Here is an 18,239-nt window from a genome sequence, read left to right on the forward strand (position 1 = left end):
ATCTTAAGGTTTATTTCTATAATTGTATTTATTTATATGTGGTAGGAGATAATAAAATGGAAATGATTCACACCCTATTAGACTCATTGAGTCATTTATCTCCTATTACACTTTTTCTCTTTATTACAGTAATCACAGCAGGAAAATCGACTATTGGTATTTCTTCATTCTTGCCTCCAGCCTCTTTAATGCTGATCTTTATTTTTGGTGCCTGTTTACCTCTTTATTCTCCTATCTTTCTTTGGTTAGCAACCAGTTTTGGAGCCTTATTAGGTTCAATTATTAGCTATGAATTAGGTCGTTCTATTTATCGATTTCCTCGACTTAAAGCATGGGTTAAACGTTATCAGTCAAAAATTAATCGCGTTCAACAACTATTGAAAAATAAAACTCACTATATTTTATTTATTTCCCGATTTCTTGCCGTGTTTCGTTATTTAACACCCTTTAGTGCTGGTTTATTAAAACTACCTATATACGGTATTTATATCACCAGTGCTATTTCTGCATTAATTTGGTCAGCCATGTTTGTACTGATTGCGACAGGCGTACTTTCTATTGCTCTATAAGATCCGTCATAACTACTGAACCTTACTCATTCTCTTAACGCTAAATGGGTCTATTTTTCTCTTTCTTTATCCTATTATTTATCGATTCTCTGATCTCCCAATTTTTTCATTTTATTTTTTAATATCGATAAATTGATTGTTTTTTAGCGCATTTTATCGTTTCTCTAGCAAGTTATTGATATTTTCTTTTGCATTTTATGACTATCACCATAATTATGATTAAAAATTGCATAATTACTATGTTGATCACAATTTGTTATTTTCTTGTTTTGATTTCATTACTCTGGTTCACAATTTCTTAACGTTCCTTATTTCTATAAAAGTTGTCATGTTGTATACAAGTTGGTGTGAAACATTCACCTGCGTTTTTATGTACAGGAACAACATCATGAGAATAAGAAAAACAAAACTTGCCATCGGTATTGTTGCTGTTATTGCTGTTGTCTCATTAGCAGTAATCGGCAAAAAAGAGAATGCGAATAAACAATTTCTCTCTGTAGCAACCGCTTCAACAGGAGGAACGTATTATCCGATGGGAGTGGGTTTAGCAAACGTATGGAGTACGCATCTTAAGGATAGAGGCATCCAAGTAACAGGGCAATCTTCTGCGGGTTCAATAGAAAATATCTATTTAATGCAGAAAAATGAAGCTCAACTTTCAATACTACAAAGCCTTTTAGCCGTAGAAGCCTACGAAGGCGTGCGTAATTTTGAAGGTAAACCAGAAAAAAATCTGCGCTCCATTTCTATGTTATGGCCGAATGTCGAACACTTTGTATTGATGGATAGCAAAGTGAAAACCGGTACATTAGACGATATTCGTGCAACAAGTTTTTCCGTTGGTCCTCAAGCCAGCGGTACTGAACAATCTACAATTATTATCCTTAAAGGCGTAAATTTAACGAAAAAAGAGATCACTCCGGAATATCTTGGGTATGGCGATACCGTTTCTGCTATGCGAGATGGTCGCCTTGATGGGGGCGCATTACCTGCTGGGGTACCCGCGTCTGCGGTAACCGATATGTACGCAAGTGGTGTCAGTGCAAAATTACTTGAGGTCACAGATAAACAACTTGATGATATCAACCATGTGGCAAATTCATGGTTTCGTTTTGAAATCCCCGCCAATACCTACCCTCGTCAAACTGAAAAGGTCAATACGATTGCTCAACCTAATATCTTAATGGCCACCACCAGCATTGATAATGATCTGGTTTATGAATTGACAAAAACCATGTTTGAGAACCTTCCTGAGGTTCATCAAGTTCACAGTGCAGCTAAATACATCACCACAGAAAATGCATTAAAAGGTGTTTCTGTACCATTACACTTAGGGGCTTACCGCTACTATCAAGAAATCGGGTTAGAGATCCCTGATTACCTTATTCCACCAGAAGCTCAAACGCAGACTAATAATAAATAACAGGAGTGAGTTATGATTAACAATGACCACCTAACTCCGGTAGAGCCACCTGCATTAGATAAAGAAGCAAGCTCCGGCAATCGCCAACTTGCAGGTATTTACCTGAAAATTACCACGACTCTTGCAATATTAATTTCGCTTTACGCTATTTATTCCAACGCTTTATCAAATACTCAAGAATTTTACCGTAATACGATTTTTCTTAGTGGTATTTTAATTTTAGGCTTTATTTTGTTTCCATTCTCTAAGCGTTTTTCAACGCCTAAATTTAATGGATGGGATTATCTTTTTATTGCTTTAACCTTAATCAGTTATGGTTATTTTTTCTTTAATTACGTTGATCTTCACGTCGTGAGAAAAAGTATTCCAAATACTACTGATTATGCCATGGCTATATTAGGCATTATTGTACTGTTTGAAGCTGCAAGAAGAACCACTGGATATTTCATTCCTGGGCTTGCAACTTTTGCCATTATCTACGCTTTATTTGGTCAGTATTTTATGGGTATTTTCGGTCATGCAGGATTCTCTGTAGAAAGATTGTTATACCGTTTATTTATGACCAGTGAAGGTATTTTTGGGATCACCCTTTCAACCGCATCAACTGCGATTGTTGTCTTTATTCTTTTTGGCTCATTCTTAAGTGTGAGTGGCGCAACCGCGTTGTTTAATGACTTAGCACTTGCGCTTGCGGGTCGTCGCCGTGGTGGTCCTGCTCAAGTTGCTGTTATTTCATCTGCATTAACAGGTTCATTAAGTGGAAGTGCTGTCGCCAACGTAGCAACAACAGGGACTTTTACCATTCCTTTAATGAAAAGCATTGGATTAACGCCTCGTTTTGCCGGTGCCGTAGAAGCAACCGCATCAACGGGCGGTATGATAATGCCCCCTATTATGGGTGCTGCTGCATTTATTATGGCGGGCTTTTTAGGTATTTCTTATACCACAATTGTTATTGCCGCGATTATTCCAGCGTTGTTGTATTACGCCGCGTTAATTATGGCGATTGATATCGAAGCCAAAAAACAAGGATTAAAAGGATTAAGTAAAGAGAATATTCCACAAGTGAAAGCGGTATTAAAAGCGCGTGGTTTATTATTACTGCCTTTAGTTATTGTTATCGGTACCTTATTAGTCGGTAAAACACCTATTTACGCAGGTTTCTTAGGTATTCTAACTATTATTGTTGCAAGTTGGATAACGCCTGATAAATCAGTCCGTATGACATTAACGAAAGTCGCTGATGCCTTAGCTGAAGCTGCTCGTGGCTCGGTTCAGGTCACTGTTGCTTGTGCTGCGATTGGTGTCATTATCTGTGTTGTTACGATGACAGGTATTGGTGCAACATTGGCATTTAATATCGTTTCAATGACAGATAACACATTATGGATGATCTTATTAGTCGTGATGCTGGTGTGTATTGTATTAAGTATGGGTTTACCTTCAACGGCGTTATATATTGTTGTAGCCGTTACAGTGTCACCTATCTTAATAAAAGCAGGTGTAATGCCTTTAGCGGCGCACTTCTTTGTTTTCTGGTTTGGTGCTTTATCCAATATTACACCACCCGTCGCTTTAGCAAGTTATACCGCAGCCAGCATTGCCAGAGCTGATCCAATGCAAACATCATGGGATGCGGTTCGTTTAGCACTTCCCGGTTTTATTATTCCGTTTATTTTAGTCTATAACCCTGCTTTACTGATGCAAGGTGATAATTTAGGTGTACTTTCTGTTGGATTAATGATTATTAGTGCATTAATCGGAATTTATGCGCTAAGTATCGCAACGGCAAACTTCTGGATGATTAAAACAACGTGGTTTGAGCGTATTGCATTTGCAGCAGCGGCAATTCTAATGATTAAACCGGGATTATATACCGACCTTTTAGGTGTTGCCTTGATCCTATTAACTGGTGCATTCCATTTATTACGGTCTAAAAAACAGTTAGCCAATATGGAGCATGCATCTGGAGAAAATTAGATGATACAAAAGATCTCACGCCAAAAAGCGTCGCATCAAATTCTTGAGCAGATAAAGCAAAATATCAGTAACGGGACTTACCCTATTGGTGAAAAGTTACCCTCTGAAAATGTACTTGCTGATGCCTTTGGTGTCAGTCGAGTTCCCATCAGAGAAGCATTAGGTGTCTTAGAAGCCAGTGGCATAGTGACCTCACGCCAAGGGGGCGGTCGTCGTGTTATTGATCACTCTATACTCAGTAAATATGAACCACTGGTTATGGAAATTGCTTGCCCTGAAGAGATAGATTCACTGCTTGAAATGCGTGAGGTCATTGAACATGAAGCGGCTGCTATTGCCGCTTTACGTCGAACGCCAGAAGAATTACGCGCTATCGAAAATGCCCACGATGCCTTTGTTTTAGCAACAAGACAAAACAAAAGTATTGGTCATAAAGAAGACTATCAATTTCATCGCGCTATTATGGTTGCCGCTCATAATCCTTTTTTTGTCCGGATTTTAGATAACTTACACGAACTTTACCTTGGCGTATTAATGTATTCGTTAAGTAAAAACAGAGGACGAGATACTGAGATTGAGCGAGTGATTGCAGAACATGAGGCAATTGTTGAATCTATACGCCAACAAGATCACGATGAAACAAGCCATAGAATGCGTCTTCATTTAACCAATGTACGTGGCAAATTAAAGCGCTTACAACAAGAACCCTGATAATTTAAAATTGATAAAATGGATAATATTATGACTTATGACGTGATTATTATTGGTGCGGGATTAGTCGGATTAGGGGTTGCAAGTGCGCTACAAGAGAGCCAACCTGAACTAAAATTACTCGTGATTGATAAGGAATCAGGCCCTGCGGTTCACCAAAGTGGACATAACAGTAATGTTGTTCATTCAGGTATTTATTATACACCAGGGAGCCTTAAAGCAAGGCTGGCAAAACAAGGTAACATGACAACCTATGCGTTTTGCCAACAACATAATCTCTATTATGACCGTTGTGGCAAAGTGATTGTTGCGACCAATGAAAAAGAGTTAGAAGCGTTAGAAAATATCTATCAACGTGGCATTGCAAACGGACTTGAAGTAATCAAAATGACTGAAGCAGAGCTTAAATTGAGAGAACCTTACGTTAATGGTATAGCGGCTCTATTAGTTCCTGATGCAGGTATTGTCAATTATCCTGAAATTGCAGCGAAACACGTTGAAATTATTCAATCACGTCGCGGTGAATTTGCGTTTGGACAAGCGGTTACAGCAATTAATGAAACCGATGATACTGTCACTGTTACAACCTCCAATAACCAATTTACAGGCAAATGGTTAATTAATTGCGCCGGTTTATTTAGTGATCGTATTGCTAAAATGGCAGGTTATGACACAGGCATGAAAATAGTCCCATTTCGTGGTGAATATTTTATGCTTAACGCGAATAAAAACTACTTAGTAAACCATCTTATCTACCCTGTTCCTAACCCTGATTTTCCTTTCTTAGGTGTGCACTTTACACGCATGTATAACGGACACCGCGACGTTGGGCCTAATGCGGTATTAGCTTTTAAGCGTGAAGGTTATAAAAAAAGCGACATTAACTTAAAAGATCTTGCTGAAGTTCTCACTTATAAAGGATTTTGGAAAATTGCAGGTAATTATTTAGGTGAAGGAATGGCAGAGCTTCGTCGTTCATATTCCCGTAAATTATTTACTGCAAATGCACAAAAACTCATTCCTGATTTACGTGAAGCCGATATTCATCCAGGTCCCGCAGGTGTTCGGGCTCAAGCCTTAACTCGTGAAGGGAAATTAGTGGACGACTTCCATTTTGTAAAAGGTAAACGCTCACTGCATGTTTGTAATGCTCCATCACCTGCCGCAACAGCATCTATTGAAATAGGCAGAGAAATAGTCAGAGAGCATTTTTCTTTGTAATTGAAAAAATATTACGCGTTAAAACAATAAATAGCACTGAAATTAATCGGTGCTATTTATTTTATATCACTCATTACATTCTTTTTGCGCTTCACTTATTAACCACTGTTGAAATATTTCCATTGAGGCTGTCATTGGCTTTGATTTTAAATAGGTTAGCCAATATTTTCCCATTTCAACTTCTATTTTAAAGGGTTGTATTAACTGACCATGTTTAATTTCTCTTGAAAACATTTTTGCGGGTGCTAATGCAACTCCCCCCTCATAAATTGCACTTTCAACCATCAAGCGGGAAGAGTCAAAAATAGCCCCCGTTATTTTTATCGGCGACATATCTGCTTTTTCAAACCATTGTAACCACTCATCTTCTCGATAAGAACGATAGAGATTTTCATTTATTAAATCAGTCGGATGCTGTAAACGTTTCGCCGTATTTAATGAACATAACACCGTCAATGGTGCAGAAAATAATGTTTTATTATGCGTCAATGGCCATAAGCCTTCACCAAATCGGATCGCAAAATCTAATCCTTCAGTAGCCAAATTAACCACATTATTATTAGTTCTTAAATTCACTTCTATTCTTGGATATAACTGCCTAAATTCAGTCAATCTGGGTAATAGCCATCCCACAGCAAATGTGCCGACAGCCGCAATTGAAACAACATCGCGATATTCACCACGTTCAAATTGCTTAAACACACGCTCAATATCACTAAAAGCCGTTGTTAATACAGAAAATAAAATCTGAGCATCATCCGTCATTTCTAAGCCCCGAGGTAAGCGCTTAAAAAGAATAACGCCAAGTCGCTCTTCTAACATTCTCACTTGTTGGCTAACAGCCCCTTGAGTGACATACAGCTCTAATGCTGCTTTGGTGAAATTAAGGTGTCTTGCTGAAGTTTCAAATGCACGTAATGCATTTAGGGGGAGATGAGTTCGCATAATACCCTTAGTCATTAGATTTTCTATAAGCTAAAGTGATTTATTATCGATTGTCAATAAATCAATTAAATAGGATATTTGCACTTATAAATAAACGGCTCTATATCTACTCAATAACTGTCTATTTATATTGATATTTTTTCATCAACTTAATATGAGCAACAATAACTATGTTTAAAATAACATTTCGCCAAGCAGCCACGATCACAGTTTCATTAATATCTCTATTGGCATCTCCAATACTATGGGCTAACACCAATAATACGATTGAAGCGCAATTAAGTACGCTTGAAAAATATAGCCAAGGTCGTTTAGGCGTTGCTTTAATCAACACGGAAGATAACTCACAAATAACATATCGGGGTGAAGAACGCTTTGCGATGGCAAGTACAAGCAAGGTTATGGCTGTTGCTGCTATTTTAAAAGAAAGTGAAAAACAAGCTGGATTATTAGATAAGAATATTACGATTACAAAATCTGATTTAGTCGCTTACAGCCCTATTACAGAAAAACATTTAGTAACAGGAATGTCTTTGGCTGAATTAAGTGCTGCTACATTACAATATAGTGATAATACAGCAATGAACAAAATATTAGATTATTTAGGGGGTCCAGCCAAAGTCACTCAATTTGCACGCTCAATTAATGATGTGACATATCGCCTAGATCGTAAAGAGCCTGAATTAAATACAGCAATTCATGGTGACCCTCGTGATACAACATCTCCAATTGCCATGGCTAAAAGTCTTCAAGTATTGGCATTAGGTGACGCTCTGGGCGGATCTCAACGTCAACAACTGGTTACTTGGTTAAAAGGTAATACAACAGGTGATCACAGTATTAAAGCCGGTTTACCAAAACAGTGGATTGTTGGGGATAAAACGGGCAGTGGTGACTATGGTACGACTAACGACATTGCTGTGATTTGGCCTGACAATCATGCACCATTAATTTTAGTCGTCTATTTCACACAACAAAGACAAGATGCAAAACACCGTAAAGATATTATTGCTAAGGTAGCAGAAATTGTAACAAAACCATTTATCACATCACAAAAAAATAGGAATAACACGCTATTGTAAACATCAATAACAATAAAAAAGCTGAGTACAAATCTTGTTTGTCTCAGCTTTTTTGCTTTATTTTTTATTTTATCTTTAATCTAACTTTGCTATGCAATGTGTATTAAATCATCTCAAATAAGATAGTTGTTATCATATTAAAGGGGTAAAGCAAAACTCACTTTTACCGTTTCCATGGGGACTTCTGTTTTTATACTTTGGATGCTTGGAATTTGCGTTAAATAATCGGCATGAAAGCGGCGATAGGTTGCTAAATCTTTAGTCACAATTCGAATAAGCGCATCGCATTCACCTGCCATTAAATGACACTCAACCACTTCAGGTAATACCTTGATAGCCTTTACAAATTCTTCAATAGTTTCCGCATCTTGAGCTCTAAACCAAATTCGAGCAAATAAAGATAATCCTGCATCAACCTTACCACCATCTAATACAGCAACATAGCGAGTGATCACACCCGACTCTTCGAGTAAACGCACACGACGAAGACAAGGAGAAGGTGAAAGCCCAACCTCTTTTGCTAGCTCAATGTTCTGGATTTTGCCATCACGTTGAAGCACCTGCAAAATATGCTTATCTATCTTATCTAATTTTATTGACATCAAAGATTAACCTTAATTCTATTTGTGGAATTTTATTGCCAATTAATTCTTTTTGTTAGCAACAAAGCAACCCGATTTTTTCGAAAACATCATATAATCTTTCCGCTAAATTTCACAGCAAAAACGATATTTCTCTTAAACTCTCTCTATCAGGTGAAAAGATGGAATTTAACACTTTATTATTATTCGCACTGACGGTTCTACCGCTTATCTGTACGCCTGGGCCCGATATTCTTTTTATTTCATCCCAAGGGCTATCGGGTGGTATGAAATCAGCATGGATTGCTAATACTGGCGTTATATCAGGCTATTTAACCCATGCATTACTGAGTGCATTAGGGCTTGCAGCCTTAGTATCAGCATCCCCCATTTTATTTCATTTACTCAAATGGGTTGGTGTGTTCTATATCAGTTATCTTGCAGCCAAAATGTTGATATCTGCCTGCAAAAAAGGCCAATTAGCCCTTGATGCATCAAAAACCTCTCACCTATTTCGTAAAGGTTTTTTAACCAGTTTTTTAAACCCCAAAGGACTCTTAGTTTATCTCGCTATTTTACCAAACTTTATTGATAATCATAATGATATCGCGACACAATCATTACTGTTATCTGGGATATTTATCACGACTTGCTTAATTATTTATGGTCTGCTCGGTACCTTTTTTGCTTATATTGGTTTAAAAGGCGGTTTTAGTGAAAAACGTCGCCGCTGTAATGATGGCATTGCAGGTGGATTACTCACTTTTGCGGCAATTAATCTGGCTTTAAATTAGCCTTAATCCTAAGCACTATTTATTATTCTAGTCAGAATTTGACCACAAGAATGCCTCTATTTAAGTGGTCGAATATCTGCCCATAATAATTGGCAATTTGTGGTTAACGGTCTTATTTCACCTTCTCGAATATCAGGTAACCACCAAGCCCCCTGTCCTTTTGATAAACGCTGACAAGTCGCGCCTATTAAAGCCCATTCACCTTGAGTGACATAAATTAATCCAGCATGAGAACTAGGTAAAATAAGCGGTTGTGTGACTAGCGTTGTATCTGCTTTCCAACACGTCCGACGTACCATAATATTTAAGCACTTTACGCTACCTTTAATAAGTTCAGATTTAACATGGATATCACCTGAAAAATCAAAAGGCTGATAAGAGTCTGTAACGGAATGACTAAGAAAACCGGGGCTATTTAAATTGATACCATTACCTTCTAATAGCACCATTTGCCGTTCAATATCAGGAAACTGACCTAATGAGCTATTCTCTTCGATAGAGGTTAAACACGCTCGCCATGAAAAATCATTATTAACCGGCCAACATACAATTTCTTGCGTTGTGCCTTTTTGATTACTCCATGGTATAAACGGTAACTCTTGTTGATCAAAACAACGTAGCTTCATTGTATCCTCCTGCAATATCTGGCATCAGTCTGATAATGAGGTTAAGAATTAATCATTGGAGATTACCGTCAATAAATCAATAAATAACTTTTAAAAATGTGCGCTGACGTCAGCTATTTACGTCGTAATTTCCTGCACCCTTCACCAATAATTTCCATTCCTTTTTCAGTACGATTATTCCATTGAAAAGAGGAATTTAAACGAAAGGCATGATTAAATTGAGAGCTAGTGGAAAACATTGAACCCGGTGCAATACTGACACCTCTTTCTAATGCAAAGTGATAAAGTTTATTCGCATCAAATGTTGATTCAAACTCTAACCAAAGAAAATATCCTCCTGATGGAATATTCACTTTCACATCTTCTGGTAAATACGTTTGTATCGCCTGCAACATACGATAACGCCGTTGTTCTAATAATAATCTTAATCGGCGAAGATGCGTATCGTAGCCACCTTGTGACAAATAATCAGCAATAGCTTGTTGTGTTGGCATACTGGCAGACACAGTACTCATCATTTGTAACTGCTGTATTTTTGTTGCATGTTTTCCAGCTGCAACCCAGCCCACACGAAACCCAGGTGCAAGACATTTAGAAAATGAAGCACAATGTAAAACGCTATTTGTTTTATCAAAACCTTTTACTGGCATAGGTGCTTTTTGACTATTATAGAGTTCTCCATAGACATCATCTTCGATTAGCGTTATCTGTTTCCTCGCCAAAATATCCACTAGCCTTATTTTATTTTCATCAGGCATTGTCCCACCTAATGGATTTTGACAATGACTCATTAACCAACAGGCTTTAATATCGTATTGTTCAACGACTTTTTCGAGTTCATCTAAACAAATTCCTGTTACGGGATCGGTTCTAATGGCAATCGCTTTTAATCGTAAACGTTCAATGGCTTGTAATGCACCATAAAATGCGGGTGATTCAATCACAACCCAATCACCCGGTTCGGTAACCGCTTGCAAACTAAAACTGAGTGATTCCATTGCACCCGCAGTAATCACAATATCATCAGGAGAGACATGAATTCCTTGTAATGCATAGCGTTGCGCAATGTTACGGCGTAACTTTTCATTTCCTGGTGGAAGATTGATCACGGAACTTTGAGGTGCTAAATGCCTTGCGGCAGAAGCCAATGCACTACTTAATTTAGGCTGAATGAATAAACTGGGATCGGGAAAAGCAGAACCAAAAGGAATAATTTCAGGATCTTTACACGCTTGAAGTACATTGAAAATGGAGGTGCTTATTTCAACATTTTCACTCATGTGTAACCCTTTACTGGCTGTCACTTGACCAAAGCGTGTATTACGATGTGCAACATAATAACCGGATTGTGGTCGCGCGGTTATCCATCCTTGGCTTTCTAATAACTGATACGATTGCAAAACGGTCATTAAGCTTAAACCTGATTGTTTCACCGTATCCCGCAATGAAGGTAAACGGTCGCCAGATTGCCAGATATTATCTTCAATTTGTTGGCGTATTTGCGCTGCAAGCTGTTCATATCGAGTCATATAAAACTGTTTACCTCAGAACTGTTATAGTCATTTTTAAACTTATTGTCACTATTATAGTTTACTGTCATATGGTCTACTAATCCACACGATTTACCTGCAATTTACATTTTTATATCTATAAAACGAGGTTTTTATGCTTGGGTTAAGTGCCTTTGATTTGGCGCGTATCCAATTTGCGTTCACAGTTTCTTTTCATATTATCTTCCCCGCAATTACTATTGGACTGGCTAGCTTTTTAGCCGTATTGGAAGGTTTATGGTTAAAAACTCGCAATAAGGATTATTTAGCGCTATTCCATTTTTGGTCGAAAATATTCGCTGTTAACTTTGCTATGGGCGTTGTCTCTGGTTTAGTGATGGCCTATCAATTTGGAACCAACTGGAGTTTCTTCTCTGATTTTGCGGGCTCAATTACAGGCCCTCTACTCACTTACGAAGTACTTACTGCTTTCTTCTTAGAAGCTGGTTTCTTAGGTGTGATGTTATTTGGCTGGAATAAAGTCGGTGAAAAGCTTCACTTTTTCGCAACCTGTATGGTGGCATTAGGCACATTAATGTCTACGTTTTGGATCTTAGCTTCAAATAGTTGGATGCAAACACCTCAAGGGTTTGAAATTATAAATAACCAAGTGGTTCCAGTAGATTGGATCGCCGTTATTTTCAATCCATCGTTCCCATATCGTCTTGCTCATATGGGTGTTGCTGCTTTCCTAGCGTCTGCCTTCTTTATTGCTGCATCTGCTTCATGGCATCTGCTCAAAGGTCATAAAACATCCGCCATGAAAAAGATGCTTTCAATGTCTTTATGGATGATTTTAATTTTAGCGCCCATTCAAGCCTTCATTGGTGATGCCCATGGTTTAAATACCCTAAAACATCAACCCGCTAAAATTGCCGCTATTGAAGGTCACTGGGTAAATGAACCGGGAGAAGCAACACCGTTAATTCTCTTTGGTGTACCTGATATGAATGCTGAAGAAACGAAATATAAGATAGAAATCCCTTATCTTGGCAGCATGATCTTAACTCACAGCTTAGACAAACAAGTTCCAGCATTAACAGAGTTTCCTAAAGAAGATCGACCTAATTCACTTATCGTTTTCTGGTCTTTCCGCATTATGGTTGGTCTTGGCATGTTAATGATTTTAGTCGGTGTTTGGGGAACTTGGCTGCGATATAAAAAGAAACTGTATGAATCTAAAGCGTTCTTACGTTTAACTTTCTTAATGGCACCTTCAGGACTTATCGCTATTCTTGCGGGTTGGTTTACAACAGAAGTAGGACGTCAACCTTGGGTTGTTTATGGCATACAACGAACACGAGATGCGGTATCTGCACATGGCGAAATGCATATGAGCATCAGCCTGCTGATCTTCTTAGTTGTTTATAGTTCTGTATTCGGTGTTGGATATGCCTATATGTTAAAACTGATCCGAAAAGGTACGCCGGAGGTTCATCATGGGAATTGATTTACCCGTTATTTGGTTCATTATTATCGTATTTAGTACGTTAATGTATATTGTGATGGATGGGTTCGATCTGGGTATCGGTATACTTTACCCATTTATTAAAAGTGACCAAGATCGTGACTTAATGATGAATACCGTTGCCCCTGTATGGGATGGTAACGAAACATGGTTAGTTCTAGGAGGAGCTGCATTATTTGGTGCCTTCCCATTAGCTTACTCGGTTATTCTTGATGCTTTGGCAATGCCTTTAACCTTAATGCTTGTTGCCTTAATTTTTCGTGGTGTCGCTTTTGAATTTCGCTTTAAAGCCGATGACCACCACAAAGGCTTTTGGGATAAATCATTTATCTTGGGTTCTATCTTAGCCACCTTTATGCAAGGTGTTGTCGTGGGTAGCGTTGTTCAAGGTTTACCTGTTGTTAATCGCGCTTTTGCAGGTAGTTATTTTGACTGGTTATCCCCTTTTGCTCTCTTTTGTGGGGTTGGATTAGTTATCGCCTATTCATTATTAGGGTGTGGCTGGCTAATTATGAAAACCGAAGGTCATTTACAACAGGAACTCTATAAGGTTGCTAAACCTCTTACACTTATTATGCTTGCGGTCATTGCCGTCGTCAGTGCATGGACACCATTAGCACAACCTGCGATTGCTGAACGTTGGTTCACATTACCGAACCTATTCTTCTTTTTACCTGTTCCTCTTTTAGTGTTGTACAGCACTTGGTTAATTTTACGCTCAGTGAAAAAGCGGGGTCATTATCTTCCTTTCTTTGGTGCACTGGCTTTAGTTTTCTTAGGTTTTGCAGGATTAGGGATAAGTATTTGGCCTAACATTATTCCACCTACAATTAGTTTTGTAGAAGCCTCTGCACCACCTGAAAGCCAAGGATTTATGCTAGTTGGCGCACTATTTATTATTCCAATCATTCTCGTTTACACATTCTGGAGTTATTACGTTTTCAGAGGAAAAACAAATTATGAAGAAGGTTATCACTGATCCACAAATACAAAATAAACCCTCATTATTAAAAAAATGGGGATGGTTGATTACTATTTGGTTTTGTAGTGTATTAGCTTTATTTGCTGTTTCTTCTCTATTTCGTTTTTTAATGACATTAGCGGGAATGAAAGTCAAGTAAAGGCAAAGTCCATACAGCAATATAATTAATTAGCATCCAATACGGTAAGCTATGGAATAAAAGTAAAAAAGGGCTGGAATTATCTTCAGCCCTTTTATCTTTATTTAAGATAAAGGGTACGCTTTAATGTCAGTAAAACTTAAACTATTCTTATTAGATACTTTTTTACAGCTCATTTTATATAAATGACTTTGTTATAAAAGAAAACACAAAAACAAATATTTTTATTTTCCTATGATTAACTAAATTTAGATCATACTCCTTGATAAAATCACTTTAAACACATCACTTTTGATTAATAATAAGAGATAAAATCTTTTTTATGCATTTATTACGATAAATTAAAATATAGATAATCCTATAAAAAGCCATCTTTTCTAGAAATAAGATGGAATGAATGTTGAATTAGGTTTCCAAAGTAATTATGATATCGCCGCCTAGAGCAGTTATATCTGTCTGTATTTTTAAATAAAAACACGTCAAGTGCGTCATTTAGATATGCCTATATGTTTAATTCAAGAATTAAATACACTCCCTATTAAAAGGGTGGATAATCTCTGTTAAAAATACAGATTTTGATAATTTAGATTTATCTTAATTGATAAGAAAGATCACTTACACTAGGCTTACGTATTGTTGCTACTAAATTAAGGATGAAGTCATGAATTGGTATTTGGAAGTCATTAAAAATAATTACGCTAACTTTTCAGGCCGTGCTCGCAGAAAAGAATATTGGATGTTTACACTCGTAAATACCATTATTATTACTGTTTTATACGCTATTGTAATTTCATCAATAGATATGAATACGGGTGAAATGAGTGGATTAGGTTCAATTGTTGGTATTATTTTAGGCATCTACTCTTTAGCTGTTATCGTACCTAGCATTGCAGTAACTATTCGTCGCTTCCACGACCAAGATAAATCAGGTTGGATGTTCTTACTTGCATTTATTCCCGCTATTGGTGGATTAATTGTTTTTGTCTTTATGTGCCTTGAAGGTACTAAAGGTGACAACAGATTCGGCCCAGACCCTAAAGCTTAATCTATTGCTGAATTAATATGACAATACAGTGAGTGTACCTATATTAAGTTTACTCACTGTATTAATTGATTTTCCCCACTTTTATTACGACCATCTGAAAACATGTCCTTTCTTTAAATCACTCCCCCATCTCCTACCGCATTATACTTTGCTATTTTTATTTACCTCTGAATTCTCTAATTAATGTTACAGAGTTCTTACATCAAACTTATCGCATTGATTCTTAAATTTTTTATTACTCGTTTGGCCCTAATCACACTATATAAGTAAAAAATACGTATTCCTTTACTAAATCAATGCTAACGTTGATAATGACTATCATTATTAATTGAAAATGATAATATCTACGTCGAAAAAACAATTAAATGAGTCAGGTAAAAAACGTGAGTAACCTAAAAACACCTCAAGAAAAAACGATTTATAAACCAGCGCCTCCTCGTCTAGTTCAAGTAAAGCGCATTACTGATGTGACACCAGGAATGCGTTGTATCACTTTTACAAGTGATGATTTAGATACTTACCCAGCAAATACTGCGGGGGCACATTTAAAAATATTCTTACCTTTAGAAGGTCAAGTTAAACCAACCGTCCCCGGCTTTTCTGAAAAAGGTCCTAAATGGCCTGAAGGCGAACCAAAATCAATCGTACGTACCTATAGTGTTCGAGCTATTCGTCCTGAACAAAAAGAGTTAGATATTGAATTTGCGGTACATGACGATGCAGGCCCTGCTATTCACTTTGCGCTAAATGCTCAGCAAGGCGACTATATTGGGATCACGAATCCTGGTGGCCCTGAGCCTTTATTAGCACCCGCTTCACATTACTATATGGCAGCCGATCCGAGTTCATTACCTGCTTTAATGGCTTTAATTGAAACCATGCAACCGAATGTTCAAGGAAAAGTCGTTATACGCGTAGAAGACGAAACTCATCGCCAAGAAATTAACCACCCAAGTGGCTTAGAGATAATTTGGTTAATAGGTTCTGTTGAAGAACAAACTCAAAACTTAATTAATGAATTTATATCATGGGAATTACCTGCTGAAGATGTCGCATTTTGGATTGCCGGTGAAGACAAAATTATTCGTGCATTAAGACGTCATATTCGCCGAGATAACGGGTACGATCGTAGCTTGATTTATGCCATTCCTTATTGGCGTTTTGGTTATGACGAAGAAGGCTATCACGCTGAACGTCACCATGTTATGGATAATGAAGACGTAAGCTAAGCGATACATTAAAAATTAAGCGTTAACCGTCAGGCTGCCTATTAACTCTCTCAATAATAAGCAGCCTGTTTTATTATAAAAACGTAATTAATGTATATTTTTCTTATTTTGCTGATAACGTCCATCATCATCTATATAGCTGATTGTAATGTCTTGGTTCATGTCAATTCGCTCTTGATATTGAATTTGCTGTTTTGCAAAAGGAGCAATCATAATAGCATTTGTTAAAAGTTCTTCTTTTTTATCATCAAAAGAGAGCTTCGAAATTGTAAAATAATAAGCAGTAGGATTATTTATTTCTAAATATTTTCCATGATGAGTTATCACTATTTGTTTAAAAACCTCTTCGGTAGTTAACTTAAGTTGTGCGGGACGATAAAAAAGTTTAATACGCGTTTGCAATGCTAATTGCAACGTACTGAAGTTTTCTTTATTTTGGGGTTTCGGTGCAATATCTAATACATTTAAATAAAAAACAGATTCTCTATCTTTAGGCAACCTATTTTCTAATTGTTGTATTTTTAATTGTAATCCCCCCTTTGCCGTCATTTTCGCCATCGGGGGAATAACAATAAAAGGGACCGTTGTCGTCTCCGGCGTTGATGCAATATCACCATCATCTATCCAAGCTTGAATTAATGTGGGTTGTTCACTGTGATTAAAAATTTGCAATGTGCGTGTTGAATTATCCATAGGAAAAATTAGACGAGTACGCTCAAGTACTACACTCGCCTTGGTTATGGATGTGATAAGCATAAATAATAAAATAAAAGTCGCATTCATTATTTTTTTCATTAGATATACTCTTTAATCATAAGACATGACTAACGTCGCCGTGCTTGTTATTTTCCCTTGAGTGACGGAGTTAACATTATAAGGATAATAATAAGCTCCCATATTAATAGAGAATGCAGAGGATAAGGTTCCACCTTGATTGACACTAAAAATGCTAGTCGCACTACCTTGTGTATTAATGTTGTCAGATAAAATAAGCGGACTTGTCGTGTTATCACTTTTTACTATACGAAATCCAATCCCACTCGCGCCTTGTGCTGTTGTGTTGGTTAATACCGTTTTATCCGTTGCCAATAAATTTTGGCTTGATAAAAACATTTTAATATTACGTGATGTTTTTGAACCACTTAAAAAGTCTTGGCACGTAAAGTTTAATATAAAGGGAGTATATCCTGCTTTATTTACCGTTTTTGCCTCTTTAATACTAATTAATGGTAATGAAACAACTAAACCTGCATTAGAAAAATTACAGGTTGTCATCACTGGGTTATAAGTAATTTGCATCGGCTGTAAAAAAATATCGTTCTGATCAACGGGCCATTGCCAAGTTAATAAAAATTGAATTAACTTGGTAACAATAGTCAATAACCATTGAACAAGTCCCATACTTGATGCATCTGAAGCTAAAATAACAGGATTTACAATCGCTGTACTACCACTAACTTCTGTGTAATTGCTTGAGGGTTTACTGCTCAATAAGGTAAATTTCAAGGTAAAATTAGTATCTAAATCTGATGCGGGATGTGTGCCCGCTGAAATATTCGTTACATTATCTTTTTCTAATGCCGTTAACGTAATAGAGACAAATTGCTTACCACCATTAAAACCAATTGTTCCCGTTCGACCATCATTAAAAGGTGAAGCAATTCCTACTGTATTGGGAAATAATCCTCTTGCTGTGCATTTAAATGTACCAGGAAATGTTGTTCTGCTCGTTTTGGTGATTGTTGTTGAAGTTGCATTTAAATCTGCAGATAAATCAAAACTCACATTGGGTGCAGTAATAGTGCTATCGGGTTTACAGTTAGCAATAGCTTGCTGACTTATTGTTCCTAATAGCATTAAAAATATAAAGGCAGATGATTTCATATGGCGTTCC

The 18,239-nt window shown here is 37.1% G+C and carries 18 protein-coding genes; 12 read left to right on the top strand and 6 right to left on the bottom strand.

The features are described 5' to 3' along the window. Window positions 1-56 precede the first annotated feature (56 nt). The 5 genes from SB028_RS10535 (at window position 57) to lhgO (ending at window position 5,904) form a co-directional block, all read left to right on the top strand. A complete protein-coding gene (locus SB028_RS10535) occupies window positions 57-569 on the top strand; it encodes a DedA family protein (protein WP_069369037.1) in 513 nt (170 codons plus the stop codon). A 388-nt stretch (window positions 570-957) separates the two neighbouring features. Further along, window positions 958-1,992, top strand: coding sequence for a TAXI family TRAP transporter solute-binding subunit (locus tag SB028_RS10540; protein ID WP_069369036.1), 1,035 nt, complete (start codon window positions 958-960; stop codon window positions 1,990-1,992). Between the two features lie 12 nt (window positions 1,993-2,004). Further along, window positions 2,005-3,972, top strand: coding sequence for a TRAP transporter permease (locus SB028_RS10545; protein WP_069369035.1), 1,968 nt, complete (start codon window positions 2,005-2,007; stop codon window positions 3,970-3,972). Continuing rightward, entirely contained in the window at window positions 3,973-4,683 is a 711-nt protein-coding gene (locus tag SB028_RS10550; RefSeq protein ID WP_318859374.1) for a FadR/GntR family transcriptional regulator, read from the top strand. Between the two features lie 18 nt (window positions 4,684-4,701). Beyond that, window positions 4,702-5,904, top strand: a complete 1,203-nt coding sequence (gene lhgO / locus SB028_RS10555) for an L-2-hydroxyglutarate oxidase (RefSeq protein WP_074454096.1) — start codon at window positions 4,702-4,704, stop codon at window positions 5,902-5,904. Between the two features lie 66 nt (window positions 5,905-5,970). On the opposite strand, the gene SB028_RS10560 is transcribed toward lhgO, so the two are convergent. After that, window positions 5,971-6,849, bottom strand: coding sequence for a LysR family transcriptional regulator (locus SB028_RS10560; protein WP_069369134.1), 879 nt, complete (start codon window positions 6,847-6,849; stop codon window positions 5,971-5,973). Between the two features lie 170 nt (window positions 6,850-7,019). Here SB028_RS10560 and bla point away from each other — a divergent pair, with 170 nt between their 5' ends. Next, window positions 7,020-7,931, top strand: a complete 912-nt coding sequence (bla, locus tag SB028_RS10565; RefSeq protein WP_318859375.1) for a class A beta-lactamase — start codon at window positions 7,020-7,022, stop codon at window positions 7,929-7,931. A gap of 137 nt (window positions 7,932-8,068) precedes the next feature. On the opposite strand, the gene SB028_RS10570 is transcribed toward bla, so the two are convergent. Beyond that, the gene (locus SB028_RS10570) at window positions 8,069-8,533 is read right to left on the bottom strand and encodes an Lrp/AsnC family transcriptional regulator (protein WP_069369031.1); all 465 of its coding nucleotides are present in this window, start codon (window positions 8,531-8,533) and stop codon (window positions 8,069-8,071) included. Window positions 8,534-8,694: 161 nt separating this feature from the next. Between SB028_RS10570 and SB028_RS10575 the strand changes: the two genes are divergently transcribed. Next, window positions 8,695-9,306, top strand: coding sequence for a LysE family translocator (locus tag SB028_RS10575; RefSeq protein ID WP_069369030.1), 612 nt, complete (start codon window positions 8,695-8,697; stop codon window positions 9,304-9,306). Window positions 9,307-9,362: 56 nt separating this feature from the next. On the opposite strand, the gene SB028_RS10580 is transcribed toward SB028_RS10575, so the two are convergent. Next, window positions 9,363-9,932, bottom strand: a complete 570-nt coding sequence (locus SB028_RS10580) for a HutD family protein (RefSeq protein WP_069369029.1) — start codon at window positions 9,930-9,932, stop codon at window positions 9,363-9,365. Window positions 9,933-10,045: 113 nt separating this feature from the next. After that, window positions 10,046-11,461 (bottom strand): PLP-dependent aminotransferase family protein, encoded by a 1,416-nt coding sequence (locus SB028_RS10585; RefSeq protein WP_069369028.1) that lies wholly within the window; start codon window positions 11,459-11,461, stop codon window positions 10,046-10,048. 136 nt (window positions 11,462-11,597) lie between these two features. On the opposite strand from SB028_RS10585, the gene SB028_RS10590 reads away from it, so the two are divergent. The 5 genes from SB028_RS10590 (at window position 11,598) to SB028_RS10610 (ending at window position 16,345) form a co-directional block, all read left to right on the top strand. Continuing rightward, complete coding sequence (locus SB028_RS10590; protein ID WP_069369027.1) at window positions 11,598-12,932, top strand: cytochrome ubiquinol oxidase subunit I; 1,335 nt, start codon at window positions 11,598-11,600, stop codon at window positions 12,930-12,932. Further along, window positions 12,922-13,929 (top strand): cytochrome d ubiquinol oxidase subunit II, encoded by a 1,008-nt coding sequence (gene cydB, locus SB028_RS10595; RefSeq protein WP_069369026.1) that lies wholly within the window; start codon window positions 12,922-12,924, stop codon window positions 13,927-13,929. The genes SB028_RS10590 and cydB overlap by 11 nt, the downstream gene beginning before the upstream one ends. Beyond that, the gene (locus SB028_RS10600; RefSeq protein WP_074454095.1) at window positions 13,910-14,071 is read left to right on the top strand and encodes a DUF2474 domain-containing protein; all 162 of its coding nucleotides are present in this window, start codon (window positions 13,910-13,912) and stop codon (window positions 14,069-14,071) included. The genes cydB and SB028_RS10600 overlap by 20 nt, the downstream gene beginning before the upstream one ends. A gap of 661 nt (window positions 14,072-14,732) precedes the next feature. Further along, window positions 14,733-15,116, top strand: a complete 384-nt coding sequence (locus SB028_RS10605; protein ID WP_069369025.1) for a DUF805 domain-containing protein — start codon at window positions 14,733-14,735, stop codon at window positions 15,114-15,116. A 365-nt stretch (window positions 15,117-15,481) separates the two neighbouring features. After that, window positions 15,482-16,345, top strand: coding sequence for a siderophore-interacting protein (locus SB028_RS10610; RefSeq protein ID WP_069369024.1), 864 nt, complete (start codon window positions 15,482-15,484; stop codon window positions 16,343-16,345). Window positions 16,346-16,432: 87 nt separating this feature from the next. On the opposite strand, the gene SB028_RS10615 is transcribed toward SB028_RS10610, so the two are convergent. Beyond that, window positions 16,433-17,140 (bottom strand): molecular chaperone, encoded by a 708-nt coding sequence (locus SB028_RS10615; protein WP_069369023.1) that lies wholly within the window; start codon window positions 17,138-17,140, stop codon window positions 16,433-16,435. Between the two features lie 12 nt (window positions 17,141-17,152). Next, entirely contained in the window at window positions 17,153-18,229 is a 1,077-nt protein-coding gene (locus tag SB028_RS10620; RefSeq protein ID WP_069369022.1) for a fimbrial protein, read from the bottom strand. Between the last annotated feature and the right edge of the window lie 10 nt (window positions 18,230-18,239).

The sequence above is a fragment of the Proteus vulgaris genome, from assembly GCF_033708015.1.
Taxonomy (GTDB): Bacteria; Pseudomonadota; Gammaproteobacteria; order Enterobacterales; family Enterobacteriaceae; genus Proteus.

Excerpts from the sequence above, each read along its gene's own strand:
- SB028_RS10535 (WP_069369037.1), top strand. The coding sequence starts at position 57 with ATGGAAATGATTCACACCCTATTAGACTCATTGAGTCATTTATCTCCT.
- SB028_RS10540 (WP_069369036.1), top strand. The coding sequence starts at position 958 with ATGAGAATAAGAAAAACAAAACTTGCCATCGGTATTGTTGCTGTTATT.
- SB028_RS10545 (WP_069369035.1), top strand. The coding sequence starts at position 2,005 with ATGATTAACAATGACCACCTAACTCCGGTAGAGCCACCTGCATTAGAT.
- SB028_RS10550 (WP_318859374.1), top strand. The coding sequence starts at position 3,973 with ATGATACAAAAGATCTCACGCCAAAAAGCGTCGCATCAAATTCTTGAG.
- lhgO (WP_074454096.1), top strand. The coding sequence starts at position 4,702 with ATGGATAATATTATGACTTATGACGTGATTATTATTGGTGCGGGATTA.
- SB028_RS10560 (WP_069369134.1), bottom strand. The coding sequence starts at position 6,849 with ATGCGAACTCATCTCCCCCTAAATGCATTACGTGCATTTGAAACTTCA.
- bla (WP_318859375.1), top strand. The coding sequence starts at position 7,020 with ATGTTTAAAATAACATTTCGCCAAGCAGCCACGATCACAGTTTCATTA.
- SB028_RS10570 (WP_069369031.1), bottom strand. The coding sequence starts at position 8,533 with ATGTCAATAAAATTAGATAAGATAGATAAGCATATTTTGCAGGTGCTT.
- SB028_RS10575 (WP_069369030.1), top strand. The coding sequence starts at position 8,695 with ATGGAATTTAACACTTTATTATTATTCGCACTGACGGTTCTACCGCTT.
- SB028_RS10580 (WP_069369029.1), bottom strand. The coding sequence starts at position 9,932 with ATGAAGCTACGTTGTTTTGATCAACAAGAGTTACCGTTTATACCATGG.
- SB028_RS10585 (WP_069369028.1), bottom strand. The coding sequence starts at position 11,461 with ATGACTCGATATGAACAGCTTGCAGCGCAAATACGCCAACAAATTGAA.
- SB028_RS10590 (WP_069369027.1), top strand. The coding sequence starts at position 11,598 with ATGCTTGGGTTAAGTGCCTTTGATTTGGCGCGTATCCAATTTGCGTTC.
- cydB (WP_069369026.1), top strand. The coding sequence starts at position 12,922 with ATGGGAATTGATTTACCCGTTATTTGGTTCATTATTATCGTATTTAGT.
- SB028_RS10600 (WP_074454095.1), top strand. The coding sequence starts at position 13,910 with ATGAAGAAGGTTATCACTGATCCACAAATACAAAATAAACCCTCATTA.
- SB028_RS10605 (WP_069369025.1), top strand. The coding sequence starts at position 14,733 with ATGAATTGGTATTTGGAAGTCATTAAAAATAATTACGCTAACTTTTCA.
- SB028_RS10610 (WP_069369024.1), top strand. The coding sequence starts at position 15,482 with ATGAGTCAGGTAAAAAACGTGAGTAACCTAAAAACACCTCAAGAAAAA.
- SB028_RS10615 (WP_069369023.1), bottom strand. The coding sequence starts at position 17,140 with ATGAAAAAAATAATGAATGCGACTTTTATTTTATTATTTATGCTTATC.
- SB028_RS10620 (WP_069369022.1), bottom strand. The coding sequence starts at position 18,229 with ATGAAATCATCTGCCTTTATATTTTTAATGCTATTAGGAACAATAAGT.